The sequence below is a fragment of the Streptomyces sp. NPDC104371 genome (genome assembly GCF_055583785.1).
Genome location: NZ_JBVJNF010000003.1, coordinates 333,401 through 352,624 on the forward strand (window position 1 = coordinate 333,401; position 19,224 = coordinate 352,624).

A 19,224-nucleotide genomic window follows, 5' to 3' on the forward strand; every position below is an offset into this window, starting at 1 on the left:
AGGGGTGGTCGGGTACGTACGAGAGCACACGCGCGGTTCAGCTACGTACGAGCGCGCACGCGCGGTTCAGCCCGACGTCGGCCGCTTGCGCTGGGCGCGACGGGGCCGGGGCGGGGCGTCCTCCTCGGCGAACAGCTCCGGGTGCTGGGTGCGTACCGTCTCGACGTCCGCGAACACCTGTCGCAGATGCCCGCGCAGCGCCGCGTCCGCGGCCGTCGCGTCGCGGCGCTCCACCGCGTCCACGACGTCGGTGTGCTGCCCGATCAGCAGGGCGAGTTGGTCCTCCAGCGGCAGCGACAGCCGGCGGGCCCGGTCCAGATGGGCCTTGGCGTGCTGCACGAACGACCAGGCCTCGGGGTGGCCCCCGGCGGCCATCAGCCGGGCGTGGAACTCCTCGTCGAGGCGGAAGAAGGTCTCCGGGTCCGCGCGGCGCTCGGCGTCGGTCTGCGCGGCGAGCAGGGCCCGCAGTTCGAGCAGGTCCCGCTCGTCGGTCCGCTCGACGCTGTGCCGCAAGGCGGCCAATTCCAGTGCTTCGCGGACGAATTGGGCGGAGGCGATGTCCCGTTCCCTGATCCGTGAGACGAACGTGCCGAGTTGAGGATAGACGTCGACCAGTCCCTCCTCGGCGAGCAGGATCAGCGACTCGCGCACCGGGGTGCGGCTGACCCCCAGCTCGGCCGCCAGCTCGTTCTCCGACAGCGGTGCTCCGGGCGGCAGTTCGAGCCCTACGATCCGTGCGCGCAGCAGCTCATGGACGAGTTGCCGTGCGTTCCCTCCCCGCGCCCGTGCGGCGTGCAGTCCTGAGGGCGAGGCCATCGTCGTTCCTCCGACACTTGACGATTTCTGACGTACTTGTATGGTAGCCGACGCCACTGGGTCACAGTGGCGCTCGGCGCGGTTCGCGCCACGGCTCCGCTGCGCGGGCCATCTCCGACAGACGGGCCACGTGGCCTTGTTGAGCCTGCAAGGAGGCAGGAAGATGAGCGACACGATTCCCCTCGACGACGCCCCACCGAAGGACCTGCGGCGCACCATCGGCGCCTCGGTGGTCGGCACCATCGCCGAGTACTACGACTTCTTCATCTACGGCACCGCCTCGGCCCTGGCCTTCAACAAGGTCTTCTTCCCCGAGGTCGACCCCACCGTGGGCACCCTGGCCGCGTTCTCGACGTACGCCGTCGGCTTCTTCGCGCGCCCGCTCGGCGGTCTGGTCTGGGGCCACATCGGTGACCGCGTCGGCCGCAAGAAGGCGCTCGTCTTCACGCTGCTCCTCACCGGTCTCGGCACCTTCGTGGTCGGTCTGCTGCCGACGTACGACCAGATCGGCATCTGGGCCGCGGTGATCCTCGTCCTCGTCCGTCTGGTGCAGGGCTTCGGTGTCGGCGGCGAGCAGGGCGGCGCCGTACTGCTGACCGCGGAGAAGTCGCCGCCCGGCAAGCGAGGGTTCCTGGCCAGCTTCGTCCAACTCGGCTCGCCCGCCGCCTACTTGGTCCCGACCGGCCTGTTCGCCCTGCTGACCACGCAGCTCTCCGAGGAGGCGTTCCTCTCCTGGGGCTGGCGCGTCCCCTTCCTGCTCTCCCTCTTCGTGGTCGTCATCGGCCTGTTCGTCCGTCTGAAGATCGACGAGTCGGAGACCTTCGAGGCCGCCAAGGAGACCGAGGCCACGAAGCCCGAGGCCAAGGAGACCGCGCCGCTCAAGGTCCTGACCCGCGACCACAAGCGGGAGTTGTTCGGCGGTCTGTTCACCAAGTTCGTCGAGGCCGCGGTCTTCCCGTTCTACACGGTCTTCCTGGTCGCCTACGGCAAGGAGCACGACGTCGACGGCGGCATGATCCTCAACGCCGTGATGATCGCCATCGCCTGCGAGTTGGTCGCGATACCGCTGATCGGCCGCCTCACCGACAAGGTCGGCCGCCGCCCGGTCTATCTGGCCGCCGCGCTGCTCAACCTCGTCCTGGTCGTCCCCGCCTTCAAGGCGATCGAGTCCGGCGACATGGCCGTGATCGTCGCGCTGCTGATCGCCGGTCTCGCTCTCGGCCACGCCGGTACCTACGCGCCGCAGGCCTCGTACTTCCCCGAACTGTTCCCGGCCCGCGCCCGCTACAGCGGTGTCTCGGTGGTCTGGCAGTTCGGCTCGATGATCGCCTCGGGCCCGTTCACCGTGGTCGCCTCCGCGCTGCTGATCGCCGGTGACGGCTCCTGGACCTGGGTCGCGGTCTACGTCGCGGCGCTGATCCTGGTCTCCGTGGTGGCCCTGTTCTTCATGCCCGAGACCGCGCCCGGCAAGCGGGGCGGTGTCGAGTACGCCGACTGGGGCCCCGCCGCCGTGAAGTCCCGGCCCGCCGCCACCGCCCCGTCCGCCAGCCACTGATCCACCCTGCTTCCGGGAAAGGCTGCTTCCTTGGCCACCATCACCGACGCGAAGGTCATCGTGACCTCGCCGGGCCGCAACTTCGTCACCCTCAAGCTCACCACCTCCGACGGGGTGACCGGCCTCGGCGACGCCACGCTCAACGGCCGCGAACTCGCCGTCGCCTCCTACCTGCGAGACCACCTCGTCCCGCTGCTGATCGGCCGCGACGCCGACCGCATCGAGGACATGTGGCAGTACCTCTACAAGGGTGCCTACTGGCGCCGGGGCCCGGTCACCATGACGGCCGTCTCCGCCGTCGACACCGCGCTGTGGGACATCAAGGGCAAGGTCGCGGGCATGCCCGTGTACGACCTGCTCGGCGGCAAGGCCCGCGAGGGCGCCCTGGTCTACGGCCACGCCAGCGGGGCGACGGTGAGCGAACTCGTCGACGACGTCGCCCGGTTCAAGGACCTCGGCTACCGTGCGATCCGCGCGCAGACCGCGGTGCCCGGGGTGGCCGGCACGTACGGCGTCCGCAAGGGAGCCGTCTACGAACCGGCCGCGGCGGCCCTTCCCGACGAGCAACTGTGGGACACCGAGAAGTACCTGGACTTCGCCCCGCGCTATCTCACCGAGATCCGGGAGAGGTTCGGCTTCGACTTCCACCTCCTGCACGACGTCCACCACCGCCTCACCCCCACCGAGGCCGGGCGCCTCGGCCAACAGCTCGAGGAACTGCGGCTGTTCTGGATGGAGGACCCGTCCCCGGCCGAACTCCAGGAGAACTTCCGGCAGATCAGGCAGGCGACCACCACCCCGATCGCCGTCGGTGAGGTCTTCAACTCCATCTGGGACTGCCAACAGCTCATCACCGAGCGCCTGATCGACTACATCCGCTGCTCCGTCGCCCACGCCGGAGGCATCACCCATCTGCGGCGGATCTTCCACCTCGCCGAGCTGTACCAGGTCCGCACCGGCTCGCACGGCGCCACCGACCTGTCCCCGGTCTCCCTGTCCGCCGCCGTCCATCTCGACGTCACGGTGCCCAACTTCGGCATCCAGGAGTACATGGAGCACGCCCCGGTCACCCACGAGGTGTTCCGGCCCGGCTACGAGCTGCGTGACGGCGCCCTGCACCCCTCCAACGCGCCCGGACTCGGCGTGGAACTCGACGAGGAGGCCGCGGCCCGCTTCCCGTACGACCCCAAGTACCTTCCGGTGGGCCGTCGTTCGGACGGATCGGTGCACGACTGGTGAACAGACTCTCGTACGCGACGCTCGGCTCCCTCCCCGCCGGGAGCCGCCCCCTGGTGGACCCGCGCGCCCTCGGCACGCGGATCGTCCACCTCGGCCTCGGTGCCTTCCACCGCGCCCACCAGGCCGTCCACACCGAGCAGGCCGAGGCGCTGCACGGCGGCGGCTGGGGGATCGCGGGCTTCTCCCAGCGCTCCCGCACCGTCCTCGACACCCTGGCCCCGCAGGACGGGCTCTACTCCCTGACCCTGCGCACCCCGAACGGCCCCCGCACCCGGGTGATCGGCCAACTCACCGAGGTGCGCCACGCCGTGGACGACGCCACCCGGCTGCGGGAACTCCTGGGCTGCCCGGACGTCACCGTGGTGACCACCACGGTGACCGAGAAGGGCTACGGGCGCGCGGCCGACGGCGGCCTGGACACCACCGCCCCGCCGGTCGCGGCCGATCTCGCCGGAAGACCCGAACCGGTCAGCGTGGTCGGACAGTTGGCGCACGGCCTGCGCGCCCGGCGCACCCTCGACGCCCCGCTGTCGGTGGTGTGCTGCGACAACATGGCCGACAACGGGCGGGTCCTGGCGCGGCTGGTCCGCGCGTTCGTGGCGGCCTCCGGCTGGCCGGACGCCGACGCGCTCCTCGACTGGATCACGACCCGCGTCGCCTTCCCGTCCACCGTCGTCGACCGCATCGTCCCGGCTGCGACCGGCGCCGACCGGGACGCGGCGAGCACGGTGCTCGGGGTACGCGACGAAGGCGCCGTGGTGGGCGAGCCGTTCACCCAGTGGGTCCTCCAGGACACGTTCATGGCCGAACGCCCCCGCTGGGAGGACACCGGCGCGCTCTTCGTGCCGGACGTCGCCCCGTACCAGATGATGAAGCTGCGCCTGCTCAACGGCGCGCACACGCTGCTGAGTTGCCTCGGCCTCGCGGACGGTGGGGAGACCGTCGCGGGCGCCATGACCGCCCCGTGGGCCGAGCCGGTGCTGCGCGCCTACGCCGCCGAGGTGGCGGGCACGCTGCCCACCGGGCTCGACGCCGACGCGTACGTGGACGGCCTGGTGGCCCGCTTCGCCAACCCGGCGATGCGCCATCTGCTCCGGCAGATCGCCACCGACGGCTCGCTCAAGGTCACCGAGCGCTGGCTGCCCCCGCTGCGCGAACTCCGCGCGGCCGGTGGCTCCGCGCCGATGCTCACCGGTGCCCTCGCCGCCTGGGCCCGCCACACCCGCGACCAGGACCTGAACGATCCGCAGGCCGACCGGATCCGTGCGGCCTGGACCGGCGCACCCGAAGCGGCGGTGCGCGAACTGCTCACCGTCCTCGGTGCGTCGGACCTCGCCGAGGACACCGGTCTCGTCGCGTCGGTCGGCGAACGGATCGCGGCCCTGGACGCGGGCGGACCCATGGCGCTGCTGTAGCCGCCGGGTGACACCCGGACCGCGAGGGCGGCTACGAGGTCTTCGGCACCTTGTACGCCATCGCGCGCGGATAGTCGTGCCGGGGCAGTCGGACGCGGACCAGGAGCGGTCCGGTGTTGACCGGGTCGGTCGGGTCATTGAGGCGTACCAGCAGATCGTCCAGGTCCGAGGTGTGCGCGACAGTGACCCCGTTCGCGGGGGTCTTCGGGCCCGCGAAGACGGCGGCGAGGTGCTCGTACTGCCATGGGTGGAGGACGTTGTAGAAGTCCGCCCCGTCCGATTCGGCGGCCTGCTCGGCGAAGTAGGACGGGTGCACCAGCATCTGCTCGATGCCGTAGAGGTGTTCGTTGTCCATGACGAACACCACCGACCGCAGTCCGAGCCGGGTGTGGGTGGAGATCTCCTGGCAGGTCTCCTGGAAGGCACCGTCGCCGACGAACACCATCGGGCGGGCGTGTCCGCGCTCGGGGGCGAGCGCGGCGCCGGTGGCCGCGCCGACCGACCAGCCGATGGACAGCCAACTGACCTGCGAGAGGTACTGGCCTGCGGACAGGGAGAGGTGCATCGAGCCGATGAGGGAGAACGCGGCGTCGGAGACCACCGTCCAGTTCTGCTCGGTCTCGTGGCCCAGGAAGTGGTTGATCCGGTCGAACACGCCGTCGTAGGCGAGCGGTTCGGGCTGCCTGGACCGCGAGCCGCTGATCCGGAGCGAGGCGCGGTGGTGCGCCAGGCTGGCCGGGCGGTCGCTCCGGGCTCCGTGGTGGGCGTGGGCCTCGGCGTAGTAGTCGGCGGCCAGCCCCCCGAAGCCGTAGCTCTTCACCAGCGCGTCCTGGAGGGCGGGCAGCAGTTGGCGGAGCTGGACATCGGGGAAGTAGGAAGTGCCCACGCTGACACCGCCGTTCGCCGCCATCACCCAGTCGTCGCCCACGCACTGCTCGCCCTCGAGGTTCTTCGACGTGGACCAGGCGCCGAGGCCGATCCGGCAGGTGGCCCAGTCCTTGAAGATCCGGTGCACATCAGGGTGGCTGGCGTGGCCGTTGTAGACGCCGTGGAACTGCGTCAGGTCCTCGTCCACGACGGCCTTGGCGCCGACGGTGGTGCAGAACGGCACACCGGTGGCCTCCACCAGCTCGGTGAGCTGCTCACCGAGGCGGAACCGGTCGATCTCCTCGCCCGCCCACACGATGGGGCGGGGCCTGCCGTCCGGGCCGGGGTGCTCCTCGATCAGGGTGAGCAGCGCGGTGACGGCGTCGTCCAGCATGCGCTGGTTGCGCGCGCTGAACGGCCGTTCGTGGCACAGGATCGGCCCCTCGGGCTCGGGGCAGGGCTCGTCCCACAGGTCCTCCATGACCTCCAGATAGACGGGCCTGCGCTCGGAGAGGCACGCGGTGAGCGCGGCGTCGATCTGACCGGCGGCGAGGCCGGGGTTGGAGATGACCTGCGCGTCCACGGTGACCTGCCGGTAGGCGTCCAGGTTGCTCTCCGCGCGGGGGCTCATGTGCGAGGTGAGCAGGCCGAGGGCGCGGTAGTTCTGCCACTGCTCGTAGGGCGGGGAGGCGTTGATGGCGACGAGCGGGACCCGCTCGACATAGGCGCCACCGCAGGCGTTCAGCAGGTTGAACGCGCCGACGCTGTACGTGACCGCGGCGGCGCCCACACCGTGGACGCGGGCGTAGGCGTCGGCGGCCTGGCCCGCGCCGCCCTCGGTGGGGGTGCCGACCCACTCGATGTCGCCTTCGGCCCGCAGGGTGGTCAGGAACGGGCCGAGGTGGTTGCCGGGCACACCGAACAGATGGGTGATCCCCAACTCGCCCAACCGCAGCGCGAGATAGCGGGCGACTGTGCAGGCGGGGGTGGCGGAGTTGTCCCGTGGAGTTTCGGTCATGGGTCGTGATCGTAGAGATGGAGAAACGATTTCCTGGTTCGTATGGTTGGTAAATTCCTAAAAAAGCCGGCTGAATTGAGTGAACGGGAATTCGAGGTGCTCGCTCTTCCTTGCGAGACGAGGGGCTTTGAGGCGGCGTGGGGTGCTACCAGTAGGTGCGGGTGATCCTTTCGGGCAGCCGTCCCTGTCGTTCGCCCTCCTGGAAGATCACCGATGCGGCGGTCAGGAATGCGCGACGGATTCCCGGGTCCGGGTGCGGGTTCTCCACATTCCCCACGCTCTTGACGAGGACCATGCCGCCGAGGGGTATTCCCTCCGCCGAGCAGGGGCGGGCGACTGATTCCGCCGGGTCGATCAGGATGTTCCCGGTGGCCCCTTCCGCGGTCTCCCAGGCGTAGACGGACCCCGCTTCGAGGGAGAGTGTCTTCCTGCATGTCAGTGATGCGGTCACGGGCGCGACGATAGTTCGGCCTGCGCCGCCAGGCTGCGCGAGGCAGGTTCTTGCGACCCTCCATGCAGCTTGACGCGTGCATGACTGAAGGCGTCGGAGTATCCCGGATGCGAACATGAGGTATGAGCGTAAAGCGGGACATATGGGAAAGTCGCCGGGCTGTGCGGGCTCGCCACTTGCTGCTCCTGATTCCGCTCGCGCTGATCGCCGCGATCACGATCACGGACATCCTGACCCCGGGCATCCAGCTCGGCCCGCTGCTGGTCGTCGCCCCTGCCCTCACCGCCTCCTTCGCCGGGCCGCTCGGCATCGGGCTGATGGGCGTCCTGGCCGTGACCGGGCAGATCCTCGTGCCCGTCCTCCAGGGCTCCAGGATGACGACGAACTTGCAGGCACAGGCCCTCGGTATCGCGATGATCTCCGGGTTCCTGGTCGCCTTCCGCTATGTCCGCGGTCGGCAGGAGCAGCAGCTCGCACGGACCCGCTCCGTGGCCGTGGCCACGCAGGAGGTCCTGATCCGGCCGCTGCCCCGGCGCTCCGGCCCGTTGCGGATCGCGACCGACTACATCGCCGCCGAGGAGGAGGCCCAGGTCGGCGGCGATCTGTACGCGTCGGTACGCCACGGCGGCGCGACCCGGCTGGTCATCGGCGATGTCCGGGGCAAGGGGCTGAACGCCATCGAGGACACCTCGCTCCTGCTCGGGGCCTTTCACGGCTCCGCCTACCGCAACCTCTCGCTGCTGCGCATGGTGATGCACCTGGGGCACGCCATGTACTGGAAGTGGGCGTGCGACGCTGCCGACGACCCCGTGGCCGCGGAGTCGTTCGTGACCGCGCTGCTGCTGGACATCCCCGATGAGGTCGGCCTGGTGGAGATCGTGAGCTGCGGTCATCCGCCGCCCCTGCTGCTGCGTGCGGGCACCATCCGCCCGCTGGACGCGAGCAGCCCGGGGTGCCCGCTCGGCCTGATGCCCCCCGCCGAGGACCAGTACGTGGTCGACACCTTCGGCTTCGAGCCCGGCGACATCCTGCTGCTGTACACCGACGGAGTCATCGAGGCACGGAACCGCGAAGGCACCTTCTACCCCCTGGCCGAGCGGATCGCGGCATGGGACGGGAACGGCGGCCCGGAGCGCCTCGTCGCGTACGTCCACAAGGATCTGCTCCGCCACACCGACGGATCCATCGGCGACGACGCCGCCCTCATCGCCGTCGAACGCCTTCCGAGCGAGCGGCCACGGCCGCCGGGACGCGATGCCCCGGCGGCCGATGCCGGTGTCACGGGCCGGTGAGCAGCTCCGCCAGTGCCCGAGCCGTGGCGGGGTGCTCGGCCGTCAGCGCGGCGGTGCCGGGCGTCCGGTCGGCCGACGACCACGGGGCGTCGCAGCCCAGGAGATCCGCCAGCGCGTCGCACGTCGCCGGGTGCGCGGGGAGCAGCCGCGCGCCCCGAGGACGCTCCTCGGCCCGCGCCCCCCAGCCGTCCGTGCAGCCCAGGAGATCCGCGACCGCGTCGCAGGTCGCGGGGTGGGCCGGGAGCAGCGCCACACCCTCGGAGGTCCGGACGCCCCGGGCCGGTGCCGTCGGCTGCTCCTGCCGCCACGGCGGCACCCAGGTGTCCAGCGCCGCCAGCCGCGCCGGGAAGATCCGCCCGGCCTCGCGGACGATCAGCGGGGCCAGCTCCGCGGCGTTCGACCGCAGCGTGGTGATCAGGACCGGCAGCCACGGCAGCAGCACGGCGTCCGGAAGCCGCCCGAACGCGTTCGACACGGCCTCCACCACCACGTCCGCCAGGCCCGGCACCGGCTCAAGGGCGTGGACGAAGCCGCTGAGGTACTGCGGGTAGGAGGGCACCACCAGCGGGTTGGCCAGCAGCTCGGCGCAGCGGGTCCGCACCTCCTCCCGCGAGAGGGTGCCGAGCTGCACCCGCGCCGCCCACAGCAGGGCCGTCTTCGCCTGATCCTTCGGATGCGACTGGGCGACGGCCAGTTCGAGCTGGGTCCGGTCGCAGCCCAGCGACAGCGCGAGGCCCTCCATGCTGAACAGGAAGCCCAGCATCGCCGCCACATGACGTACGGAGGCGTCCTCGTCGGCGAACGCCATCGGCAGCAGCGTGCAGTAGTGGGCGTACCCGGCCTTGACGAACGACTCGATCCACGAGGGCAGCACGGGCTCATGGGTGCGGTAGTACGCCAGCAGCCCGCGTATCCGGCGCAGCACCTCGGGCGCCCCGTCGACGGTGCGCTCGGAGGCGAGGACCTCCAGCGCGCGGGCGCCCAGCTCGTCGGCCAGGCGGCGGCCGGTGAGGTGGAGCGTCGCGTCCTCGATCGCCGCCAGTACCTGCGCCGTCGTCGCCTGCGGCCCGTACGCGGTGCGTCGCAGCCGCTGCTCCAGCACCTGCTCCAGACTCACGCCCTCGTAGCCGAGTTCGATGAGCGCCCGCTGATGCGTGCCGAGCGAGAGGTCCCATGACTCCTGGATGGAGCGTTCGCCGAGGCGCCGCTCGCCCATGATGGGCCGTGCGGCACCGGCCGGCATCAGCCTGCGCAGCATCCAGAGCACGTCCGAGCAGGCCCGCAGCTCCGGATGCGACGCCATGTCGAGCAGGGCCCGGCGCACCCCGCGCTGCTGGAGGTTCAGCTCGAGCGGCGCCAGCCGGTCATGGACGTCGCGGGCGAGGGGCGGCAGCGCGTCGTAGCCGACCTGGCCGATCCGGTCCCCGCCCATCATGATCTCGACCAGACGGCGTACGTCGCGCCGCCCGGGGACGGTGTCCTTCTCGATGCACGTGATCGCCGCGTCCTGGAAGTCGTACGGCGTCGGCTTGGCCCGGTCCCGCATTCCGGCGAGCAGGATCGACGTCTCGAACACCGCGATCGCGTCGGCGGTCGAGGCGAGATAGCCGTTGCGGCGCGCGGCGCGGGTGATGTCCACGGACCAGCCGAGCAGTTCGGCCTCGTCCAGGGTGTCGAGGACCGGTGGCCGGCTCAGGAAGCCGGAGAGCTGGTCCGTGGCCGCGGCGGGGACGACGGGAGCGGGCGCCGCGGCCTTCGTGGGCCGCTCCTTCTTCGTCCCGGCCTGCCCTTGCAGGCGGTACGGCTTCACGCGGGTGCGCTTGAGGTTCTTCGCCCACTGCGTCGCGGCGATCGACACCGACCCGGAGGCGAGGCCGAACTGCGCCTCGATCGCCGCGTGGCTCGACGGGATCAGGCCGTACTGCCAACGCGTCGCCGTGCGCGGGGAGATGGCGAAGGTGTCCGTACCGCGGACGCCGAACTCCTCGACGCGGCCGGCCGCGTGGAAGGCGCCGCAGATGTACAGGCAGTCCTCCGGGTCGGCGCCGGTCGCGCGCAGATGCGCGCGCATCCGGGTCCACATGTACCGCTCGCGGTCCTCGTCCACGCGCACCCGGTCCCCGTCGCCCGGGGCGAGCCGCCGGAACAGGCTGCCGATGAGGAACATGACCTGGCGGTAGGTGTCGTGATCGCTGTCACCGAGCGGCACTTCGACGTACTGATGCCACCACTCCGACCAGTGCCGCACCTTGCCGTGGCGCAGCAGATGCTCCTCCAACTCGGCGAAGCGCGGCCGGAGATCACCGATCTCGACGCCGACGGCCTCGCCGTGCAGCGCGGCCTCGGCCGGTTCGGTGGCGGGGCTCGCCGTGTCGTCGGTCGGCTCCTTCGGCTGCTCGTGCCGGGAGTCCCACTGGAAGACATGGTCGGACGAACGGTCCACGAGGACGAGTTCGACGCCGGGCGTGTCCAGTGCGTAGGAGATGGCCTGGTACTCGGCGGAGGCTTCCGTGATCGGTGCGACGACCGACAGCGGGGCCCACTCGGCGGGCAGGCCCTCGATCTCGCTTGCGAACGCCTGTACGGCCACCGGCAGGCGGCAGTTGCGCAGTTCGGTCAGGAGCGGCGCCATGTCCTCGCACAGCTCCAGATAGACGACCTTCGGCTGCTTCTCGTGCAGTCGGCGGGCCATCGCGAGGGCGGAGGCGGGGGAGTGGTGGCAGACGGGGAAGATCTCCAGCCGCTCGCCCAGCGCGCGGTCGACGTCGTCGACCATGCCCAGCAGGATGCCCTCAAGCGCTTCGGGACCGTCGGCGAACCGCGTCGCCGCTTCGTGCAGTTGACCGCGCAGGGCCGCGAACGGGGTCGCGGCCACGCGGCTCTCGGGAACGTCGCTCATGACAGCTTGGCGATCGCGTCACGGCCGCCCTCCAGGAACTCGGGCCAGGAGCCGCCCTCTTCCTTGCCGCGCGGCTCGACGACCCCGTGCAGGTACTTGTTGAGGATGGCCAGGTCCTCGGGCTCGCGGCGGGCGAGGGAACCGACCAGCGAGGAGGCGAGGCCGCGGGCGGTCAGGGTGCGCTCGCCGAAGAAGTTGCTGTGCAGGACGGCGTCTTCGAGCACACCGATCTGCTCGGCGGTGGACAGCGCGGACTCCAGCTTCTCGTCGTCGCTGCCGGCCGCGGCGGCCGAGGCGCGCAGATCGGCGAAGCTCTGGAGAAGGACGTCGAGGAGCGTGGGCGGCACCTCCAGCTCTATCCGATGGCGGCGCAGCAGTTCCTCGGTGCGGAAGCGGACGATCTCGGCTTCGCTCTTCTTGTTCGTCACCACCGGGATGCGGACGAAGTTGAAGCGGCGCTTGAGCGCGGAGGAGAGGTCGTTGACCCCCCGGTCCCGGCTGTTGGCGGTGGCGATGATCGAGAACCCGGGCTTGGCGAAGACGATGTTGTCGCCGCCGCCGTCGCTCTCCAACTCCGGTACGGAGATGTACTTCTCGGAGAGGATCGAGATCAGCGCGTCCTGCACATCGCTGGTGGAGCGGGTCAGCTCCTCGAAGCGGCCGATGGCGCCCGTCTCCATCGCGGTCATGATCGGCGAGGGGATCATGGACTCGCGCGACTGGCCCTTGGCGATGACCATGGACACGTTCCAGGAGTACTTGATGTGGTCCTCGGTGGTACCGGCCGTGCCCTGGACCACCAGGGTGGAGTTGCGGCAGATCGCGGCCGAGAGCAGCTCCGCCAGCCAGCTCTTGCCCGTACCGGGGTCGCCGATCAGCAGCAGGCCGCGGTCGGAGGCGAGGGTGACGATGGAGCGCTCGACGAAGCTCCGGTCGCCGAACCACTTCTGCGCCACCTCGCGGTCGAGGCCGTCGGCGCGCTCGGAGCCGAGGATGAACAGACGGACCATCTTCGGGGACAGCCGCCAGGAGAACGGCTTGGGGCCGTCGTCGATCGACTCCAACCACTCGAGTTCCTCGGCGTACTTGATCTCGGCGGGGGCGCGCAGCAGGTCGGACATGGCACAGGCCTTTCGGAGCGGATCAGGTCAGTGGGGGACAGCGGCGTGCGGGCAGCGGCGGCCGGGCGTCCCCTCGCGGGGGACGGCGGGCGGTCGGGCCGGGGGCCGTCTCAGGTGAGGAACGTCTTGAGTTCGTGGACGAGCTTGTCGATGTGGCCGGAGACCACCGGGGTGCCGAGCGCCTTGAACCGCTCCCGGAACCAGGGGTTGACCTCCTGCCGCCCCGAGCTGGTCACCGAGCCGACGGGGATGAACTTCACCCCGGACCGGTGGACCGCCTCGATGCCCTCGAACAGCGGCTGGGAACGGTCGAATTCATAGAAGTCCGATATCCACACCATGACGGTGTTCTTGGGCTCGGCGATCTTCGGCCGGGCCATGGCCATGGCGACCGGTCCGTCGTTGCCGCCGCCCAGATTCGTCCGCAGCAGGACGTCGAACGGATCGTGCACCCAGGGCGTGAGGTCGATCGCGCGCGTGTCGTACGCGATGAGGTGGACGTCCACCTTGGGCAGCCCGGCGAAGATGGAGGCCAGGATGGTGCAGTTGACCATGGAGTCGACCATCGAGCCGGACTGGTCCACGACGACGATCAGCCGTTGGGGGGTCGTCCGGCGCACGGTGTGCCGGTAGTAGAGGCGGTCGACGTAGAGACGCTCCTCCTCCGGGCTCCAGTTGGTGAGGTTCTTCCAGAGGGTGCGGTCGATGTCGAGGTTGCGGAAGACCCGCTTGGGCGGCACCGAACGGTCCAGCTCACCGACCGTGGCCTTCGCCACCTGCGTCCGCAGCACCTCGGCGACCTGGTCGACGTAACGCCGGATGAGGGACTTGGCGTTGGCGAGCGCGACACCGGAGAGATTGCCCTTGTCGCGCAGCAACTGCTCGATCAGGGACATGCTCGGGGTGAGCCGGGCGGCGAGCGCGGGGTCGGCCAGGACCTCGCGCAGATGCATACGCTGCACCAAGTCGGCCTCGATGGAGCCGAGTTCGGCTCCCAGGCCACCACCGGCCGCTCCGGTGGGCCGCTCGCCCGGCGAGCAGCCGAGCGCGCGCTCCAGCCAGCTCTTGTCGGACTGCCAGCGCGCCAACTGCCCGGCGCTGACCGTTCCGGAGCCGGTGGCGAAGACGTTGAGCAGCAGCTTCGACGCGAGCGCGGCGCGCCGCACCTCGGCGGCGCGGTCGCGTGCGTCGTCCGCCTCGGGCTCCGGGGTCATCAGGCCGTCGAACTCGGCGGCCAGCTCGGGGTGGCGCTGGACGACGGAGTCGACGGACGTGCCCGGGTCGAGCAGCGCGGACGGCAGGCCGATGTCCTCGACCACGGCGAGGCTCGCCGCTTCCAGCGTGCTCTGCTCCTCGTGGTCGAAGAGCCGGGCCAGCAGCCGCCAGTACAGGACCTGGCGGCGGTTGTCGTCGGCGTCCGGCCCGGTCGGTGGCGCGGCGGCGGAACCGGGTCCGCCGCCCAGGGCGTGGTCGGTCATTTCCGCAGCAGCCTTCCCGCGCGTTCCCGCAGGACGGCGACGGCGTCGGTGGCCGCCTTCTCGGCGCGTGCCCCGGCCTTGTCGGTGGTGCCACCGGCCCACGCGCCCGCGTGCACGGCGACGGTCTTCTTCCGTACGGTCGTCTCCACGGCCATCGGCTGGAGGACGAACTCCCCGGCGTCCCAGCGCAGAAGCCCCACGCACGCGCCGGACGCGGCGACCGCCTTCGCGGTGAGCGGGCCCGCGGCCGGCGCGCGGTCGGTGTCGACGGCCAGCCGCTGCCCGGCGAGGTCGAACGCCAGCGTCCCGTCGTCCGCCGACTCGGCCGCGTACCCCTCCAGCAGGACGGGTACGGCGATCCGGGCCGGATGGCGGTCCAGCGGGGCGGTGACGGGATCCGTCGCGGTGGACAGGATCACCCGGGCCGTCGCGAACGGGTCGGCGGCCTCGCCCGCACGGGCCCGCTCGTCGTCCCAGAGAAGGTCGCCCTCGGGGGTCAGGGGCATGGCGTCCAGCTGCATGGAGCGGCCCTCGCCGACGGCGGCGAGCAACGACATCCGCGGGCGGAGCAACTGCCACAGCCCGGCGCCGACGACGGTGTCCGGCTTCGGCGCGGACACCGAGGCCCGGACCAGGCGCGGTGCCGTGCCGTCGGCGGGCTCGAACACCGCGTGGACCTGGGCCTGCACCGCGGTCGCGTGCTCCTGCACATCGACGCCGAGCGGCAGCAGACGGCCGGTCGCGGGGGAGACGGCGTGCGTGCGGGCGGCGCCCGGCAGGGTCAGGAGCAGCGCGCGCGACCACAGATCGGCCCAGCGGCGCTCCGGAACACGCTCCAGGGCCGTTCCCGGGCAGGACGCGGCGAGTTCGGCGGCGAAGCCGTCGAGCAGGGCCGCCTGCCGCCGCAGCAGCGGGTCGGGCAGCATCGCGGAGACCACGGGCGCGGCCCCGGCGATCAGGTCGTGGTCGATCCCGTGCCAGCCGGTCCGCGCGAGATCGCACAGCCATGCGCGAGCGGCGGCCAGTACGTTCGCGGCGTGCTCCTCGCCGTCGGCGGCGGCAGCACTCTCCTCGGCGCGCGGCCGTCCGGTCACCTCCCCGACGCGGGCCGTCAGCGCGTCGTGGACGGAGCCCATGAGGGCGGTGCGCGCGGCGGCGAGCACCACGAAGTGGTCCTCGGAAGCGGCACCGGCCGCGGCCCTCTCCACCGCCTCCGCGACCCGCGCGGCCAGCGGCGTGCCCGCGACGGCGTCGGCGAGCGCCGTCAGACCGGTGACCTGCGCGGGCTGCGGGCGCAGCAGCCCGTCCACCAGGACGCCGTCGAAGGCGTCCACGGCCGCGAGCGCCTCGTCGAGCCCGTCGACAGGGTCGAAGAACAGATCCGTACGCATCAGGCCACCGCCCCCGTCGACGGGAACCAGTGCATCTCGGGCAACGGCGCGGTGACCGGTTCCAGTTCGAGATAGGTCAGATGGCGCAGGAACCGGCTGAAGACCGGGGCGGCGGCCGAACTGCCGCCCGGCGCCGGGCGCGTGGCGGCCATCGACGCGACGAGCCCCGCGCCGTCGAGTTCCCCGTCGCCCGGCTCGGCCTTCAGATACCGGGCGACGCGCTCGGCGCCGTACTGGAGGACGGCCTCGGCGACGAGCGCGCGGATGTGGTTGCAGAAGCCGCCCCGCGCGCCGCCGCAGGGGCGGTTGTTGTTGGTGCTGCACGCGTACGCGTACGTCCCGGCCGCGATCGAGGACACGTACACGCGCCCTGTGTCGGAGCCGCTGGACACCACGCCCTGCAACCGCCCGTCGGCCAGCTCCACGAACGGCACCTTGGCAAGCTTCCGCGGTCGCGCGGGCGGGACGACCCGCACCGTGCTCGACCTCTCCCAGGATGACAACGCATCTCTCCCATGCATGGCAGAACAAGGGGGCGTTCACGCCAGGTCGGCGGAACAGGAACGAACCTAACTCCGCCCACTGACAACGCCCTCCGGCACGGCATGGAAGCGGCCCGAGCGGGCGCCCTGGTTCAGCGCCCGCCCTGCTCAGGCCAGTTCGGGTTGCGGCTGCGGCTGGGGTACCGGCGCGGCCTTCGGGTCCCACGCTCTGGTGGTCCGCACATAGAGGTGGATCACCGAGGCGAGCGCCAGCAGGAGAAGCGGTCCGAACAGCCAGGGGTACGCGGCCATCTGCGTCGGCAGCCAGCGGTAGGCCACCAGAAGCGCGGTGAAGACCGCCGTGCCGTAGGCGACCAGTTGGGTCGCCGACCGGTCCCAGCCGCGCTCGAACGCGCGCAGCCCCGCCTCGATCGTCAGCGTGAACACCACACCGGCCACGAGATCCGCGCCGTAGTGGTAGCCGAACCCGAGCGTCGCGGTGAGCGTGGCGATCAGCCAGCCCGTGCCCGCGAATCGCAGCGCGCGCGGGCCGTTGCGGGAGTGCAGGAAGATCGCGGTGGCCCACGCCGTGTGCAGACTGGGCATGCAGTTGCGCGGGGTGATCTCGTCGAAGGGCATGTGCTGCGGGGTGCCGAGCGAGGGCAGCGTGTTCGGCCACAGATCGGCCAGCGCCCAGTGCCCCCCTTCGGCGCTGAAGGCGTAGACCGGTCCGACCACCGGGAAGATCATGTAGATGGCCGGTCCGAGGAGACCGATGACCAGGAACGTGTGCACCAGGTGGTGGCGCGGGAAGCGGCGCTCGGTCGCGACGTTGCGGAGCTGGTAGAACGCGACGGCGACCGCCGCCGCCGGGAGCTGCGCGTAGACGATGTGGAGGAAGGTGGAGCCGACCACCCCGGTGGCCTCGACGACCCGGCCCACCAGCCACGACGGGTTGCCCAGCGCGTGATCAGCGGTCGCCACGTACTGGTCGAGTACCTGCGGGCGGGTCTTGGACGTGATGAGCAGCCAGGTGTCGCCGATCTTGCGGCCGGTCACCAGCAGCAGGCCGAGCGCGACGCCCTTCAGTATGTGGAGACGTTCCTCACCCGCGCGACGTGTGACGGCGATCACCGCCCAGCCCACGATCACCCACAACGCGCCGTTGCCGAACGGATGGCCTTCGGTCACCTTGATGTCGGCCACCCAGCGCACCAGCAGGAAGACGGCGTCGACACCGAGCGCGGCGAGGAACGAGACGAGCCGCTGCCGCCAGGTGAGCACCACCATCATCAGCGCCATGCTGCCGTACAGCACGAATCCTGATCTGGGGGGAAATATCACCTCACGCACCTGGTTGGCTATCGGCCCTCCCAGGCCGTAGCCGCGCGCGACGATCTCCAGCGCGACAAGGAAGCCCAAGGTGATCACACCGGCCACGGCCCACAGGATGACCCGTGGCTGACGCCAGGCGGCGACGGTAGTACTGCTGTCTCTTCGCGAAGGCACCCGCGACGCTCTAGGTATCAACGTTTGGCCAATGTGTGAGGAGTTATGTGATCAGGTCACTCTTCGTTCCGGATAGCATCGGTTTCCGGTGAAGGACGGGCGTTGGGGACGCTCGTCATGAGTTCGGATCATGCTAACGGAACGTTCCGAGTGGGTTCACTGGTCGCGGGGGGCGTGAACCGGCCGATCAGCGCCAGCGCCCGGTCGATCAGGGCCTGTTGTGAGCCTGGTCGAACGCGGTGCCACCGCCGCCCCGGCTGTGCCGTAGCTCACACCGGCGAAGACGCCAGGCGCTCGAACCCCAACTCCTCAGTACCGTGGGTGTGTTGTGGCCCACACCTGCTACCCGCGGAGGACGTCGTGTCCGGATCCGTCATCCTGGCCGGGGCCCGCACCCCCACCGGTCGTCTGCTCGGGGCCCTGAAGGACTTCTCCGGAGTCCGGCTGGGAGGCATCGCGATCAAGGCGGCCCTCGAACGGGCCGGGGTGGCGCCCGAGCAGGTGGACTACACGATCATGGGGCAGGTGCTCACCGCGGGCGCCGGCCAGATCCCGGCCCGCCAGGCCGCGGTCGCCGCCGGTATCCCCATGAGCGTCCCCGCGCTGACCGTCAACAAGGTGTGCCTCTCCGGGCTCGACGCGATCGCGCTGGCCGACCAGCTCATCCGGGCCGGTGAGTTCGATCTCGTCGTCGCGGGCGGCCAGGAGTCCATGACCCAGGCGCCGCATCTGCTGGGCAAGTCGCGCGCGGGCTTCAAGCACGGTGACGTACCACTCATCGACCACATGCTCCACGACGGCCTGTTCTGCCCGTTCGAGCAGCGGGGCATGGGCGTCTCGACCGAGCAGGACAACAGCCGCTATCCGGGGCTGACCCGCGAGAAGCAGGACGCCTTCGCCGCCGCGTCGCACCGGAAGGCGGCCGAGGCGGCGGCGGCCGGACGCTTCGCCGAGGAACTGGTCCCGGTGACCGTGCCGCGACGCAAGGGCGACCCGATCGTGTGCGACACCGACGAGGGCGTGCGCCCCGACACCACGGTCGAGATCCTCTCGAAGCTGCCTCCCGTGTACCGCGCGGACGGCACCATCACCGCCGGGACCGCGTCGCAGATCTCCGACGGCGCCGCGGCGGTCGTGGTCGCGAGCAGGAACAAGGCCGAGGAACTGGGCCTGCCCTGGATCGCCGAGATCGGCGCACACGGCGTGGTGGCCGGGCCCGACGCGAGCCTGCACGAGCAGCCGTCCAACGCGATCAAGGCGGCGCTCGCCAAGGCCGGGCTGGTCCCCGGCGACCTGGACCTGGTGGAGATCAACGAGGCGTTCGCCGCGGTCGGCATCGTCGCCACCGAGCGGCTGGGCGTCAGCCCGGACATCGTGAACGTCGACGGCGGCGCGCTCGCGCTCGGCCATCCGATCGGTGCCTCCGGGGCCCGGCTCGTCGTGCACCTGGCCTACGAGCTGCGCCGCCGCGGCGGCGGCCTCGGCGCGGCCGGACTGTGCGGCGGCGGAGGCCAGGGCGACGCACTGCTGATCCGGGTACCGGGGGCGGCTGCCTGACGGCGGGCGCGGCCCGGACCGGGTGCGCGGAGGCTGAACGCCGCGGGCCGACCGCGGGCAAGGGAAGTCAGTAGAGGGCGTATGGCCTGCTCTGTTACGGTCCAGTGGCCGGTCGCGGGACTCCGGTGCGACTT

14 protein-coding genes are annotated in these 19,224 nt (G+C 71.1%); 5 read left to right on the forward strand and 9 right to left on the reverse strand.

Annotation, left to right across the window (positions count from 1 at the left end; translation table 11 throughout):
• Positions 1–66 precede the first annotated feature (66 nt).
• Positions 67–816 (reverse strand): GntR family transcriptional regulator, encoded by a 750-nt coding sequence (locus ACZ60T_RS12165; protein WP_469665794.1) that lies wholly within the window; start codon positions 814–816, stop codon positions 67–69.
• A 163-nt stretch (positions 817–979) separates the two neighbouring features.
• Here ACZ60T_RS12165 and ACZ60T_RS12170 point away from each other — a divergent pair, with 163 nt between their 5' ends.
• The 3 genes from ACZ60T_RS12170 to ACZ60T_RS12180 are packed head-to-tail and all read left to right on the forward strand — an operon-like array spanning position 980 to position 5,025.
• Entirely contained in the window at positions 980–2,371 is a 1,392-nt protein-coding gene (locus ACZ60T_RS12170) for an MFS transporter (protein WP_469665795.1), read from the forward strand.
• A gap of 30 nt (positions 2,372–2,401) precedes the next feature.
• Positions 2,402–3,610 (forward strand): D-mannonate dehydratase ManD, encoded by a 1,209-nt coding sequence (manD, locus tag ACZ60T_RS12175; protein ID WP_469665796.1) that lies wholly within the window; start codon positions 2,402–2,404, stop codon positions 3,608–3,610.
• Entirely contained in the window at positions 3,607–5,025 is a 1,419-nt protein-coding gene (locus ACZ60T_RS12180) for a mannitol dehydrogenase family protein (protein ID WP_469665797.1), read from the forward strand. Before manD ends, ACZ60T_RS12180 begins: the two co-directional genes overlap by 4 nt.
• A 31-nt stretch (positions 5,026–5,056) precedes the next feature.
• On the opposite strand, the gene ACZ60T_RS12185 is transcribed toward ACZ60T_RS12180, so the two are convergent.
• Both ACZ60T_RS12185 and ACZ60T_RS12190 read right to left on the reverse strand, forming a co-directional pair.
• Complete coding sequence (locus ACZ60T_RS12185) at positions 5,057–6,910, reverse strand: thiamine pyrophosphate-binding protein (RefSeq protein WP_469665798.1); 1,854 nt, start codon at positions 6,908–6,910, stop codon at positions 5,057–5,059.
• A 145-nt stretch (positions 6,911–7,055) separates the two neighbouring features.
• Positions 7,056–7,361 (reverse strand): hypothetical protein, encoded by a 306-nt coding sequence (locus ACZ60T_RS12190; protein ID WP_469665799.1) that lies wholly within the window; start codon positions 7,359–7,361, stop codon positions 7,056–7,058.
• 176 nt (positions 7,362–7,537) lie between these two features.
• On the opposite strand from ACZ60T_RS12190, the gene ACZ60T_RS12195 reads away from it, so the two are divergent.
• On the forward strand, positions 7,538–8,653 hold the full coding sequence (locus tag ACZ60T_RS12195; protein WP_469665800.1) for a PP2C family protein-serine/threonine phosphatase: 1,116 nt from the start codon (positions 7,538–7,540) through the stop codon (positions 8,651–8,653).
• Here the strand turns inward: ACZ60T_RS12195 and ACZ60T_RS12200 are convergent.
• The 6 genes from ACZ60T_RS12200 to ACZ60T_RS12225 all read right to left on the reverse strand — a co-directional run bounded on the left by ACZ60T_RS12200 (position 8,640) and on the right by ACZ60T_RS12225 (position 17,476).
• Positions 8,640–11,552 (reverse strand): DUF5682 family protein, encoded by a 2,913-nt coding sequence (locus ACZ60T_RS12200; RefSeq protein ID WP_469665801.1) that lies wholly within the window; start codon positions 11,550–11,552, stop codon positions 8,640–8,642. The two genes, ACZ60T_RS12195 and ACZ60T_RS12200, sit on opposite strands and share 14 nt — an antisense overlap.
• Complete coding sequence (locus tag ACZ60T_RS12205; protein ID WP_365626317.1) at positions 11,549–12,673, reverse strand: ATP-binding protein; 1,125 nt, start codon at positions 12,671–12,673, stop codon at positions 11,549–11,551. The genes ACZ60T_RS12200 and ACZ60T_RS12205 overlap by 4 nt, the downstream gene beginning before the upstream one ends.
• 110 nt (positions 12,674–12,783) lie before the next feature.
• Positions 12,784–14,151 (reverse strand): VWA domain-containing protein, encoded by a 1,368-nt coding sequence (locus tag ACZ60T_RS12210; RefSeq protein ID WP_469665802.1) that lies wholly within the window; start codon positions 14,149–14,151, stop codon positions 12,784–12,786.
• Positions 14,148–15,572: a hypothetical protein gene (locus tag ACZ60T_RS12215; protein WP_469666076.1), complete on the reverse strand. Its 1,425-nt coding sequence runs from the start codon at positions 15,570–15,572 to the stop codon at positions 14,148–14,150. The genes ACZ60T_RS12210 and ACZ60T_RS12215 overlap by 4 nt, the downstream gene beginning before the upstream one ends.
• Complete coding sequence (locus ACZ60T_RS12220; RefSeq protein ID WP_469665803.1) at positions 15,542–16,063, reverse strand: hypothetical protein; 522 nt, start codon at positions 16,061–16,063, stop codon at positions 15,542–15,544. The genes ACZ60T_RS12215 and ACZ60T_RS12220 overlap by 31 nt, the downstream gene beginning before the upstream one ends.
• Positions 16,064–16,192: 129 nt before the next feature.
• Positions 16,193–17,476: a phosphatase PAP2 family protein gene (locus ACZ60T_RS12225; RefSeq protein ID WP_469666077.1), complete on the reverse strand. Its 1,284-nt coding sequence runs from the start codon at positions 17,474–17,476 to the stop codon at positions 16,193–16,195.
• A 417-nt stretch (positions 17,477–17,893) separates the two neighbouring features.
• Between ACZ60T_RS12225 and ACZ60T_RS12230 the strand changes: the two genes are divergently transcribed.
• The gene (locus ACZ60T_RS12230; RefSeq protein WP_469665804.1) at positions 17,894–19,090 is read left to right on the forward strand and encodes an acetyl-CoA C-acetyltransferase; all 1,197 of its coding nucleotides are present in this window, start codon (positions 17,894–17,896) and stop codon (positions 19,088–19,090) included.
• The last annotated feature ends 134 nt before the right edge of the window (positions 19,091–19,224 follow it).

Excerpts from the sequence above, each read along its gene's own strand:
- ACZ60T_RS12165 (WP_469665794.1), bottom strand. The coding sequence starts at position 816 with ATGGCCTCGCCCTCAGGACTGCACGCCGCACGGGCGCGGGGAGGGAAC.
- ACZ60T_RS12170 (WP_469665795.1), top strand. The coding sequence starts at position 980 with ATGAGCGACACGATTCCCCTCGACGACGCCCCACCGAAGGACCTGCGG.
- ACZ60T_RS12185 (WP_469665798.1), bottom strand. The coding sequence starts at position 6,910 with ATGACCGAAACTCCACGGGACAACTCCGCCACCCCCGCCTGCACAGTC.
- ACZ60T_RS12200 (WP_469665801.1), bottom strand. The coding sequence starts at position 11,552 with ATGAGCGACGTTCCCGAGAGCCGCGTGGCCGCGACCCCGTTCGCGGCC.
- ACZ60T_RS12205 (WP_365626317.1), bottom strand. The coding sequence starts at position 12,673 with ATGTCCGACCTGCTGCGCGCCCCCGCCGAGATCAAGTACGCCGAGGAA.
- ACZ60T_RS12210 (WP_469665802.1), bottom strand. The coding sequence starts at position 14,151 with ATGACCGACCACGCCCTGGGCGGCGGACCCGGTTCCGCCGCCGCGCCA.
- ACZ60T_RS12220 (WP_469665803.1), bottom strand. The coding sequence starts at position 16,063 with ATGCATGGGAGAGATGCGTTGTCATCCTGGGAGAGGTCGAGCACGGTG.